The sequence below is a fragment of the Streptomyces sp. NPDC001889 genome (genome assembly GCF_053594535.1).
Map to the genome: position 1 here is coordinate 113,528 of NZ_JBSFER010000019.1, position 11,676 is coordinate 125,203.

Genomic DNA, 11,676 nt, shown 5'->3' on the forward strand with positions numbered 1-11,676 from the left:
GACGGGTTCCCTGGGAAGGTAACGGATTGGCACACGCCCAGGCATGGACCATTGACGCCCGCCCGACAAGCGGCTTAGTTTCTCCCCACGGGATAGGAAACTTTCCTAACAGTCCAGGTGAGAACGGTGACGGTCGAAAGGCAGGGGTGTCCGACATGGCTGAAACCACTACTGTCCCGGGGACCACTCCGGGTACTCCACGGGTGCTCCGCGCCATGAACGACCGCGCCGCGCTCGATCTGCTCCTCGCCCACGGGCCCCTCTCCCGCACCAGGATCGGCAAGCTCACCGGGCTCTCCAAGCCCACCGCGTCCCAGCTCCTCGCCCGGCTGGAGGCGGCCGGTCTGGTCGTCGCCACCGGCACGACGGAGGGCCGGCCGGGGCCCAACGCACAGCTGTACGCGGTCAACGCCCGCGCCGCCCACGCGGCGGGCGCCGATGTCACCCCGCAGCGCATCCGCGCGGCCGTCGCCGATGTCACCGGCGCCACGGTCGGGGAGTTCGAGCTGCCCACCCCGCGCCGCCGCGACACCAACGCCGTGCGCCAGGTGGCCGAGGCCCTCGACGGGGCGGTCAAGGCCGCCTCGCTCACCCGGGCGGACATCAACCGCCTGGTCATCGGCACCCCCGGCGCCTTCGACCCGTCCACCGGGCGGCTGCGGTACGCCTCCCATCTGCCCGGCTGGCACTCGGCCACCCTGCTGGACGAGCTGGCAGCCGAGCTGCCGATGCCGGTGGAGTACGAGAACGACGTCAATCTGGTGGCCGTCGCCGAGCAGCGGCTCGGCGCGGCACGCGGCATGGAGAACTTCGTCCTCCTCTGGAACGAGGAGGGCCTCGGCGCGGCCGTCGTCATCGGCGGGCGGCTGCACCGGGGCTTCACCGGGGGCGCGGGCGAGGTCGGCTTCCTGCCGGTGCCCGGCACTCCGCTGGTCCGACAGGTGACCCGGGCCAACAGCGGCGGCTTCCAGGAGCTGGCCGGCGCCCAGGTGCTGCCCCGCCTCGCCCGCGAGCTGGGGGTCCGGGAGGTCCGCCAGGGCCCGTACGTCGAGGTCGCCGCCGAACTGGTGGCCCGGGCCTCCGGGGCCGGCTCGGGGCCGTACCGGGAGTTCCTCGACCGGTACGCCACCGGGCTCGCGACCGGGCTCGCCTCCATGGTCGCCCTGCTCGACCCCGAGCTGGTGGTCCTCTCCGGGGAGCCGATCGCCGCCGGCGGGGAGCCGCTGCGCGCCCGGGTCCAGTCCGAGCTGGCCGAGCTGGCCGCGCCCCGGCCCCGGCTCGTCATCGGCTCCGTACGCGAACACCCGGTCCTGCGGGGGGCGCTGGAGAGCGCCCTCGCCACCACGCGGGACGACGTCTTCGACACCTCCCGCTGACCGCACCCCCGACCCCGGCCCCCACCGCGACCCCGTCCCCACCGACAGCACGACCGCAGACCGCCGCACCGTCCCCGACACACCCCGACACACCCCGACCCCCGACCCCCGACCCCCCCGACACCGGCCCGCCCCCTCCGACAGCACGACAGGCACAGACCCTTCCCGCGTCACGACACTTGACCCGCATCAGGGAGACACCGCCATGTCCATACGCACCAGGAAATCCGCCGCCGCGCTCGCCGCCACCGCCGCCATATCCCTCTTCGCCTCCGCCTGTACGGGGTCGTCCGAGAACGCGGCATCCGACGATCCCAACGCGAGGACGACCCTCACGTTCTGGCACGGCTGGTCGGCTCCCAGCGAGGTCAAGGCCATTCAGGACAACGTCGACCGGTTCAAGGCCGCGCACCGGAACATCGACGTCAAGATCGTCGGCAATATGACCGACGACAAGATCAACCAGGCGCTGCGGGCGGGCGGTTCCAAGGCTCCGGACGTGGTCTCCTCCTTCACCACCACCAGCGTCGGGAAGTTCTGCGCTTCGGGCGCCTTCGTCGACCTCAACCCGTTCCTGAAGAAGTCCGGGATCGACGCGCAGAAGGTCTTCCACAAGCCGCTGCTGGACTACAGCCAGTTCGACGGCAATCAGTGCACCCTGCCCCTGCTGAGCGACGCCTACGGCCTGTACTACAACAAGGACGCGTACAAGAAGGCGGGCATCAAGGCGCCGCCGAAGACCTGGAGCGAGTTCGACAAGGTCGCCGAGAAGCTGACGAAGACCAAGGGCGACAGCTACGAGCAGCTCGGCTTCATGCCGAACTACCACGGCTACGAGACGACGATCTCCCACTACGTCCCGCAGTGGTCCCCGACCTACTTCGACGCCGAGGGCAAGTCGAACATCGTCAAGGACCCGGCGTTCGCCGACATGATCACCTATCAGAAGCAGCTCGTGGACAAGCTGGGCGGCTTCGAGAAGCTGAAGAAGTACCGGAACACCTTCGGTGACGAATGGGGCGCCAAGCACCCCTTCCACACCGGTCAGGTCGCCATGCAGCTCGACGGCGAATGGCGGCTGGGCATGGCCAAGGACGCCGGCGTCGGGTTCGAGATCGGCACCGCCCCGCTGCCCGTGCCCGACGACCAGATCGCCGACTACGGCAAGGGCTATCTCGCGGGCACCATCATGGGTATCGCCGCGACCAGCAAGAAGCAGAACGCCGCCTGGGAACTGGTGAAGTACATGACCACCGACACGGACGCGGTGGTGGCCTTCTCCAACGGCATCCGCAATGTGCCCTCCACCATCGAGGCGCTGAAGTCGCCCGACCTCAAGCACGATGCCGCGTTCCAGACCTTCATCGACATCGCCCAGCACCCCAAGTCCAATTCCAGCCCCGCCAATGTCGACGGCGGCGCCTACCATCTGACGCTCCAGGACGTGGGCCTGCGCTACGAGTCGGGCAAGCTGAAGGATCTGAAGGCCGGCCTGGAGAAGGCGGCCCGCCAGATCGACACCGACATCGCCAAGCTGAAGTAGCGACACGGAACACGATGACCACCAACACCCTGCGTTCGAAGCGCCGCCGGTCGGCGCTTCGGACGGTGGCCTTCCTCTCGCCCTGGCTGATCGGCTTCAGCGTCTTCTTCGCCTATCCGCTGATCTCCACCGTCTATTTCTCCTTCATGCGGTACGACGGCTTCCGGCCCCCGGTCTTCAATGGCCTGGACAACTGGACATATGTCTTCACCGAGTACCCGATGTTCTGGCCCGCGCTGCGCAACACGCTCTGGCTGGTGCTGGTCATGGTCACCCTCCGGGTGGTCTTCGGCCTCGGCATCGGACTGCTGATCACCAAGCTCAAGACGGGTACGGGAGTCTTCCGCACCCTCTTCTACCTGCCCTATCTCGCCCCGCCGGTGGCCGCGACACTGGCCTTCGTCTTTCTGCTCAACCCCGGCACGGGACCGGTGAACACGGTCCTGGAGACGATCGGCCTCTCGCCCCCGACCTGGTTCACCGACCCCGACTGGTCCAAGCCCGCGCTCACCCTGCTCGCGCTCTGGGGTGTCGGGGATCTCATGGTGATCTTCATGGCGGCCCTGCTCGACGTGCCCAGGGAGCAGTACGAGGCGGCCGAGCTGGACGGGGCGTCGTCCTGGCAGCGATTCCGCTTCGTCACCCTGCCGAACATCTCGCCCATCGTGCTCTTCGCCGTGGTCACCGGGGTGATCGCGACCATGCAGTACTACACACAGCCCCTGGTCGCGGCGAAGGTCGCGTCCGGCAACATGGGCGGCAGCGGGCAGCAGTTCGAACCCGGGTATCCGGAGAAATCCACTCTGACCCTGCCGCAGATCGTCTACAACGCCGGTTTCCAGCGTTTCGACTACGGGACGGCGTCCGTCGTCGCCCTCGTGCTGTTCGCACTCGCCATGGTCTTCACCGCACTTCTGATGCGGCGGCGCGGCGGCCTTATCCGGATGGGTGACTGACCATGGCGCAGATCGTCGAGAGAAAACCCGCGGCACGGAACGTCTCCCTCACCCCCGCCGCGCGCACCGCGCGCCGCAAGGCGCTGCTGCACTGGATCGCGGTGCACTCCCTGGGCATAGCGGCGGCCCTGTTCTTCGTCCTCCCCTTCGTCTTCGTCATTCTGACCTCGCTGATGAGCAATCAGCAGACGCTGACCCGCGATCTCATTCCCACCACCTGGGAGTGGGGCAACTACACCAGGGTGCTGGACACACCGGGATATCTGACCTGGTGGCGCAATACCCTGCTGTACGCGGGCGTCGGAACGGTTCTCACCGTCGTCTCCTCGATCCCGGTGGCCTACGCACTGGCCAAGTTCCGCTTCCGGGGACAGCGGCTCTCGATGATGCTGGTCATCTCGATGATGATGCTGCCGCCCCAGGTGATCATCGTCCCGATGTATCTCTTCTGGGCCAAGCAGCTCGATCTGACCGGCACGCTCTGGCCGCTGATCATTCCGATGGCGTTCGGCGACGCGTTCGCCATCTTCCTGCTGCGCCAGTTCCTGCTCACCATTCCCAACGAGTACATCGACGCCGCGAAGGTGGACGGCTGCGGCGAAGTGCGCACCCTGCTCAAGGTCGTTCTGCCGATGGCCAGACCGGGAATCGCCGCGGTGGCGCTGTTCCAGTTCTTCTACGCCTGGAACGACTACTTCGGCCCGCAGATCTACGCCTCCGAGAACCCGGCGGCGTGGACGCTCAGCTACGGTCTGGAATCCTTCAAGGGCGCGCACCACACCGACTGGAATCTGACCATGGCCGCGACCGTGATGGTCATGGCCCCTGTGATCCTCGTCTTCTTCTTCGCCCAAAAGGCGTTTGTCGAAGGCGTCACACTGACCGGAGTGAAGGGCTAACACACGTATGAAGCTCGCAGTCGTGGGTGGCGGGTCCACCTATACCCCTGAGCTGATCGACGGCTTCGCCAGGCTGAGGGACACGCTCCCCATCAGCGAGCTGGTGCTCATCGACCCGGCCGCCGACCGGCTGGAACTCGTCGGCGGGCTGGCCCGGCGGATCTTCGCCAAGCAGGGCCACCCGGGGAGGATCGTGGTGACCTCCGACGTGGACGCGGGGGTCGCGGACGCCGACGCCGTCCTGCTCCAGCTCCGCGTGGGCGGGCAGGCGGCCCGGCTCCAGGACGAGACCTGGCCGCTGGAGTGCGGCTGCGTCGGCCAGGAGACCACGGGGGCCGGAGGGCTCGCCAAGGCCCTGCGCACCGTGCCGGTCGTGCTCGACATCGCCGAGCGGGTGCGGCGCACCAACCCCAACGCCTGGATCATCGACTTCACCAACCCGGTGGGGATCGTGACCAGGGCGCTGCTCCAGGCCGGGCACAAGGCCGTCGGGCTCTGCAATGTGGCCATCGGCTTCCAGCGCAGGTTCGCCGCGCTGCTCGATGTCGCGCCCGCGGATGTGCATCTGGACCATGTCGGTCTCAACCATCTGACCTGGGAGACCGGGGTGCGGATCGGCGGGCCCGGCGGGGAGGACCGGCTGCCCGGGCTGCTGGCCGAGCACGGCGCCTCCATCGCGGAGAGCCTGAGCCTGCCGCGGCCGCTGCTGGACCGCCTGGGCGTGGTGCCCTCGTACTATCTGCGCTACTTCTACGCGCACGACGAGGTCGTGCGCGAGCTGCGGACCAAGCCGTCCCGGGCCTCCGAGGTGGCCGCGATGGAGAAGCAGCTCCTGGAGCTGTACGCGGACCCGGCGCTGGACACCAAGCCCGAACTGCTCGCCAAGCGCGGCGGGGCCTTCTACTCGGAGGCCGCCGTCGATCTCGCGGCCTCGCTGCTGGGCGGGGGCGGCAGCCCCTGCCAGGTGGTCAACACCCGCAACGCCGGCACGCTCCCCTTCCTCCCGGACGACGCCGTCATCGAGGTGCAGGCGTCGGTGGGCGCCCAGGGGGCGTCGCCGCTGCCCGTGCGCACGGTCGACCCGCTGTACGCGGGGCTCATCGCCAACGTCACGGCGTACGAGGACCTGGCGCTGGAGGCGGCCCTGCGGGGCGGTCGGGACCGGGTCTTCAAGGCGCTGCTGTCCCACCCGCTGATCGGCCAGTACGAGTACGCCGAGGCGCTCACCGACCGGCTCGTCGCGCACAACCGGGAGCACCTGGCGTGGGCGTGACCGCTTCAGTCCTCGCCATCGACGCGGGCAACAGCAAGGCCGATGTGGCCGTGGTCGGCCCCGACGGCGCCGTGCTGGCGTCCGTGCGGGGGCACCACGGCTTCCAGCCGCCGAGGGTCGGCATCGGGGCGGCGGTGGACCTGCTCGCGGTCACCGTCGAGGAGGCGCTGGCGAAGGCCCGCGCGCAGGGGGCGAGGACCGACGGGATCGAGCATGTGTCGGCCTGTCTCGCCAACGCCGACCTCCCGGTGGAGGAGGAGGAGCTGAGCGCCGCCCTGCACGCCCGGGGGTGGGGCCGTACGACCCGGGTGCGCAACGACACCTTCGCCATTCTGCGGGCGGGGGTCGACGAGCCCCGGGGTGTGGCGGTGGTGTGCGGCGCGGGCATCAACTGCGTGGGGATGCTGCCGGACGGCCGGACGACCCGCTATCCGGCGATCGGGAAGATCTCCGGGGACTGGGGCGGCGGGCAGGGGCTCGCCGAGGAGGCGCTCTGGTACGGGGCGCGGGCGGAGGACGGGCGGGGCGAGGCGACGGAGCTGGCGCGGACGCTGCCCGCGCACTTCGGTCTCGACTCGATGTACGCGCTGATCGAGGCGCTGCACCGGGAGGTCATCCCGTACGCCCGTACGCATGAGCTGACGCCGGTGCTCTTCGCGACCAGCGCGGCGGGGGACCCGGTGGCGCGGCATGTGGTGAGGCGGCTGGCGCAGGAGGTGGTGGCGATGTCGGCGGTGGCGCTGGGGAAGCTGGGGTTGCTGGAGGAGGAGGCGCCGGTGGTGCTGGGAGGGGGGGTGCTGGCGGCGCGCCATCCCGAGCTGGACGCCCACCTCACGGCGATGATGGGGGCCCGCGCCCCCAAGGCCCGCCTCTCGGTGGTGACCGCTCCCCCGGTCCTGGGCGCGGCCCTCCTGGCCTTCGACCACCTCGCCTCCCCCCAGGAGGTCCACACCCGCCTCCGCACCCAGTACGCCTGAGGCCCCCACGGGGGGGCAGTCAGCAGGAGCGGCTGGACGGGCTGGATTTGTGCGGGGTCCTGGCGCACAGGGTCCGTCCTCAAACGCCGGACGGGCTGAAACTGCTCGGGCCGCCCGTGGCGCAGGGGGCGTCCTCAAACACGGGACGGGCTGGGTTCGTGCGGGGGCCTGTCGCGCAGGGTCGCCCAGAGCCGCCTCCGGGAGGTGCCCCCGGGCGGGCTGGGTTTGTGCGAGGCCCTGGCGCACAGGGGCTGTCCTCGAACTCAGCCTCCGGGAGTACCCCCAGACCGACTGGATGATTCAGCCCCGCCAGGGGACCCGAGCCAAACCCGGCCCCGCCGGCGATTGAGGCGCACCCACCCGGCCCCCGCCGGGAGACCCGAGCAAACCCAGCCCCGCCGGCGATTGAGGCGCGGGGGTTCGGGGGCCGGCCCCCGACCCGGGCCCGCACCGTGCGGGGTCCTGTGGCACAGGGTCCGTCCTCAAACGCCGGACGGGCTGCGTCTTGCCCGGTGCGACCACCCGTCGCGCCGGGTCCGTCCTCAAACGCCGGACGGGCTGAAACTGCTCGGGCCGCACGTGGCGCGGGGGCCGTCCTCAAAGGCCGGACGGGCTGGGATTGCGCTCGGGCCGCCCGTCGCGCGGGGGTCGTCCTCGGACTCTCCCGGAGCTGCCCCCGGCAGGGTTCCCCCCGCCGGGGGCGGGAACCGATCAGGGGGCTGGGGCGTATTCAGGAGGGGGATGTCACACGGATCGCCACAAGATCCAGTCAACAGGCTGTGATTGTCGGTCACGACGGCCATACTTCACGCCAAGGGGACACCCCCTCCGACCCGCCGGCCCGCGGGCCGCCGTCAGCGACCCAGGGGGAGGTCACATGACACACCCACCACAGGTGCGCCCCGCACCCCTTCCCGCCGGCCGCTCACGGCTCCGCACCGCCACCACCACCGAACCCGGCCGGCTGCGGATCGTCGGCGCGGTCCTCGCCGCCCTGGTCGTCGCCTTCGGCGCGGTCACCGCCGTGGAGGTCTCCGACCGCGCCTCCGCCGCCGACGACGTGGTGAGCCGCAGCCAGCCCCTGAGCGCCGACGCCGCCTCCGTCTACCGCTCCCTCGCGGACGCGGACACCGCCGCGGCCGGCGGCTTCCTGGCCGGCGCCGTCAAAGAACCCCCGGGCGTCCGCGAGCGGTACGAGAAGGACATCGCCCTCGCCTCCCGGCTCCTGGTCAAGGCGGCGACGAACACCGACGCCGCCAGCGAGTCCGGCCGCCAGATCACCACGCTCAACGCGGAACTCCCGGTCTACACCGGCCGGATCGAGACCGCCCGCGCCTACAACCGCCAGGGCCTCCCCCTCGGCGGCGCGTATCTGCGCTTCGCCAACGAGCAGATGACCAAGGTCCTGCTGCCCGCCGCCCAGAGGCTGTACGACGCGGAGACGGCCCGGCTCGACCGGGACGACGAGAAGGCGTCCTTCTGGCCCGTCTTCTCCCTCGCGGCGGGTCTGCTGGCGCTCGGCGGGCTCGGCTGGTCCCAGCGGCGCCTGTATCTGCGGACCAACCGGGTGTTCAACCCCGGGCTGCTCGCCGCGACCGCCGCCACCACCGTCGTCCTGCTGTGGCTGGCCGCCGGCCACACCGTGGCCCGCGACCGGCTGACCGAGGCGCGGGAGCACGGCCAGAGCTCTCTGAGAGTGCTCAACGACGCCCGTATCGACTCCCTCAAGGCCCGCGCCAACGAGAACCTCGTGCTCGTGGCGCGCGGCGCCGTCCTCACCGACGACGGCAGGAACGACAAGTACGAGACGGAGTACGCCGCCGGGATGGTCGAGCTCCGCGAGGGCCTGGAGCGGGCCGCGCGGCTGGCGGACGACGACGCGGGCCGTGCGCCCGTCGAGGCCGCCGAGGCCGGCATGGGCGAGTGGCAGTCCCGGCACCGGGACGCCGGCACGACCGACCGGGCCGGGAACTACGAGGGCGCCCTGAAGAAGGTCATCGGGGCGGAGGACTCCACCGGCGAGTCCTTCGACACGGTGGACGCGGCGCTGGAGCGGGCACTCGCCCACGAGCAGAGCGAGTTCAGCCGGGCGGCCCGGGACGGCCGGGACGCCCTGGGCGGGCTGCCCGCCGGGGCGGCGGCGCTCGGGGTGCTGGGTGCCGCGGGCGCGATCCTCGGCGTCAACCGCAGACTGGCGGAGTACCGGTGAGAGGGGGAGAGATGACGGACGGGACGAGCGACGGCACCGGAGCGGGGGGCATCGGCGGACCCGGCACCGGCCCCCGGCCCCGGGCGGCCCGCCGGCCGAGTCTGCGCGGCTGGGGCGGGGTCGCCGGAATGGCCGCGGCCTGCGCGCTGACCGCCGCCGTCACCCTGCTGCCGCTCTCCCGGGGCGCGGGCACCGCCATCACCGGCGCCGGACACGCCGTCGCCCCGGCGGCCCCCGCGGAGCCGGACACCTGCGTCGAGCCGGAGCGCTCCCTCCCCGCGTCCTCCGGCGACGGGCCGAACATCGACGCGATCAAGAAGCGCGGAAAGCTGATCGTCGGCGTCGACCAGAACAGCTACCGCTGGGGCTACCGCGACCCGGCCACCGATGACTTCAAGGGCTTCGACATCGAACTGGCCCGCGCCATCGCCCAGGACATCCTCGGCGAACCGGACGCCGTCATCTTCCGCGCCATCCCCACCAACCAGCGCGTCCCGGCCCTGAACAACCAGACCGTGGACATCATCGTCCGCACCATGACGATCAACTGCGCCCGGATTCGGCAGGTCGCCTTCTCCACCGCGTACTTCGAGGTCGGGCAGCAGATCCTCGCCCCCCGGAACTCCACCATCACCGGGTACAACGCCTCGCTGAAGGGCAAGCGCGTCTGCTCCGCCGAGGGCACCACCGCCTATGACGCGCTGGAGAAGAAGTCCTTCGGCGCGGTCTTCAAGGACAAGCACGACGGCACCCCGGCCGACGAGGACATCCTCACCGTGCCCAACCAGCTCGACTGTCTGGTGCGGCTCCAGGAGGGCCTCGCCGACGCCGTCGTCACGGACAACGCCCTGGCCGCCGGCCAGGCGGCCCAGGACCCGGCGGTCGCCCTGAAGGGCCGGACCTTCACCACCGAGTACTACGGCGTGGCCACCGAACTCGGCAAGGACGACGTGGTCCGCCGGGTCAACCACGTCCTGGAGGAGTACCGCGAGAGCGCCTGGCAGAAGGCGTACGAGCGGCTGCTGGCCGATGATCTGCCGGGCATATCGGGGCCCCCGGCGCCCAAGTACCACCAGCGCTGACGAACGAAAGAGGTGATCGATGGGAGTCGCGGGAGCGTCCCCCGGCTCCGGCGGGCGGGCCCCCGGGCCGACGATGGACCGGGACGAGGTGGACCGGGCGCTGACGCGCCTGGTCGCCGAGCACGAGGCGATCGAGACCTCGCTGCTCGCGCTCCAGGACCACGCGGGCCGCAGGCTCCTCGAAGGTGCCGAGCTGACCGGGGTCACCAAGGACCGGTGGGCCTCCGCCGAGCAGGCGATAACCCTGCTCTGGGAGTACTTCGACGCGTACAGCGCCGCCCTCACCGGCATCCGCGAGCTGCGGTCGCGCCGCCGCTGGCCGAGCCGGGAGGACCTGGTGGAGCTGACGGAGCGGCTGCGCGGCGGCGGTGTGACCCTGGCGTCCCCGGCCGCTCTCCCCCCGCCCTCGGTCACCGGGCCGGCCCGGCTGTCGGAACAGTTCACCCTGGAGCGGCTCGTCGCCCGGATGAACGATCTGTACGCCGCGTCGCTGGACGTGGTGGTGACGGCGGACGCGGTGTGGTCGGCGCTGCCCGCGCGGATCGATCTGCTCTCCGCCGAGCTCCAGCGCACCCGCTCGCTCGCCCACTCGGTGGGCGTACGGCCCGGGGAGCACCCCTCGGGTGACGAACTGGAGTCCATCACCGAGGAGCTGGGCACGCTCCGGGCGCGGGTGATCTCCGACCCGCTGGCCTTCTGGCGTCCCGCTCAGGGCAGTTCGGCGCCCGGCGGCGGGCGGCCCGACACCGACCGCTACGACCGGGCGGCCCGGGCCCTGGAGGACATCCGGCGGGAGATCGAGGCGGTGCTGCGGGTCCGGCAGGACTCGGAGGAGCGGCTGATGCGGCTGCGGGACGTCCTCTCCCGCGCGGACCGCACCCTGGCCGAGGCCCGGGTGGCGCGCGGCGAGGTGCTGGCGAAGATCGCCGCGTCGGAGGTGCCCGCGGTCAGCGGCCCGCCGACCGCCCTTCAGGAGCGGCTCGGCACGGCGGCGGAGTACCGCAGACACTCCCGCTGGCACCGGCTCTCCCCGCTGCTGGAGGCCCTGGAGCGGGAGGCGGAGGACGAACTGCTCCGCGCCCGGGAGTCGCTGACGGCGGTCACCGCCCCGCTCGCGGTGCGGGCTGAGCTGCGCGGCCGGCTGGACGCGTACCGGGCGAAGGTGGCCCGTCTGGGCTTCGCGGAGGACCCGCTGCTGATCGAGCGGTACGACGCGGCCCGCCGGATGCTGTGGAGCGCTCCCTGCGATCTGCGGGTGGCCGAGCAGGCGGTGCTGCGCTATCAGCAGGCGGCGGCGGAGGCCCTGACCCACCGGGAGCCGGGGCGGTCCCGGCCCGAGGACCGCGGAGGGGACACGTGAG

9 protein-coding genes are annotated in these 11,676 nt (G+C 71.4%); all 9 read left to right on the forward strand.

Annotated elements, in window-relative coordinates:
* The first annotated feature begins 155 nt into the window (after positions 1-155).
* The 9 genes from ACWCRA_RS22790 to ACWCRA_RS22830 all read left to right on the forward strand — a co-directional run bounded on the left by ACWCRA_RS22790 (position 156) and on the right by ACWCRA_RS22830 (position 11,675).
* On the forward strand, positions 156-1,376 hold the full coding sequence (locus tag ACWCRA_RS22790; RefSeq protein WP_351545307.1) for an ROK family transcriptional regulator: 1,221 nt from the start codon (positions 156-158) through the stop codon (positions 1,374-1,376).
* 205 nt (positions 1,377-1,581) lie between these two features.
* Complete coding sequence (locus ACWCRA_RS22795; RefSeq protein ID WP_351545310.1) at positions 1,582-2,919, forward strand: ABC transporter substrate-binding protein; 1,338 nt, start codon at positions 1,582-1,584, stop codon at positions 2,917-2,919.
* Between the two features lie 14 nt (positions 2,920-2,933).
* Complete coding sequence (locus ACWCRA_RS22800; protein WP_351545313.1) at positions 2,934-3,875, forward strand: carbohydrate ABC transporter permease; 942 nt, start codon at positions 2,934-2,936, stop codon at positions 3,873-3,875.
* A 2-nt stretch (positions 3,876-3,877) separates the two neighbouring features.
* Positions 3,878-4,774 carry a carbohydrate ABC transporter permease gene (locus ACWCRA_RS22805; protein WP_351545315.1) on the forward strand — a complete coding sequence of 299 codons (897 nt, stop codon included), beginning with the start codon at positions 3,878-3,880 and terminating at the stop codon, positions 4,772-4,774.
* Positions 4,775-4,781: 7 nt separating this feature from the next.
* Entirely contained in the window at positions 4,782-6,047 is a 1,266-nt protein-coding gene (locus tag ACWCRA_RS22810) for a 6-phospho-beta-glucosidase (protein ID WP_351545317.1), read from the forward strand.
* Positions 6,038-7,024, forward strand: coding sequence for an N-acetylglucosamine kinase (locus tag ACWCRA_RS22815; RefSeq protein WP_351545320.1), 987 nt, complete (start codon positions 6,038-6,040; stop codon positions 7,022-7,024). Before ACWCRA_RS22810 ends, ACWCRA_RS22815 begins: the two co-directional genes overlap by 10 nt.
* An 877-nt stretch (positions 7,025-7,901) precedes the next feature.
* Positions 7,902-9,233, forward strand: a complete 1,332-nt coding sequence (locus tag ACWCRA_RS22820) for a hypothetical protein (protein WP_351545323.1) — start codon at positions 7,902-7,904, stop codon at positions 9,231-9,233.
* An 11-nt stretch (positions 9,234-9,244) separates the two neighbouring features.
* Complete coding sequence (locus ACWCRA_RS22825; RefSeq protein WP_451068454.1) at positions 9,245-10,315, forward strand: glutamate ABC transporter substrate-binding protein; 1,071 nt, start codon at positions 9,245-9,247, stop codon at positions 10,313-10,315.
* A gap of 19 nt (positions 10,316-10,334) precedes the next feature.
* The gene (locus ACWCRA_RS22830; RefSeq protein ID WP_351545326.1) at positions 10,335-11,675 is read left to right on the forward strand and encodes a coiled-coil domain-containing protein; all 1,341 of its coding nucleotides are present in this window, start codon (positions 10,335-10,337) and stop codon (positions 11,673-11,675) included.
* Position 11,676: the final 1 nt, after the last annotated feature.

Excerpts from the sequence above, each read along its gene's own strand:
- ACWCRA_RS22790 (WP_351545307.1), top strand. The coding sequence starts at position 156 with ATGGCTGAAACCACTACTGTCCCGGGGACCACTCCGGGTACTCCACGG.
- ACWCRA_RS22795 (WP_351545310.1), top strand. The coding sequence starts at position 1,582 with ATGTCCATACGCACCAGGAAATCCGCCGCCGCGCTCGCCGCCACCGCC.
- ACWCRA_RS22800 (WP_351545313.1), top strand. The coding sequence starts at position 2,934 with ATGACCACCAACACCCTGCGTTCGAAGCGCCGCCGGTCGGCGCTTCGG.
- ACWCRA_RS22805 (WP_351545315.1), top strand. The coding sequence starts at position 3,878 with ATGGCGCAGATCGTCGAGAGAAAACCCGCGGCACGGAACGTCTCCCTC.
- ACWCRA_RS22810 (WP_351545317.1), top strand. The coding sequence starts at position 4,782 with ATGAAGCTCGCAGTCGTGGGTGGCGGGTCCACCTATACCCCTGAGCTG.
- ACWCRA_RS22820 (WP_351545323.1), top strand. The coding sequence starts at position 7,902 with ATGACACACCCACCACAGGTGCGCCCCGCACCCCTTCCCGCCGGCCGC.
- ACWCRA_RS22825 (WP_451068454.1), top strand. The coding sequence starts at position 9,245 with ATGACGGACGGGACGAGCGACGGCACCGGAGCGGGGGGCATCGGCGGA.
- ACWCRA_RS22830 (WP_351545326.1), top strand. The coding sequence starts at position 10,335 with ATGGGAGTCGCGGGAGCGTCCCCCGGCTCCGGCGGGCGGGCCCCCGGG.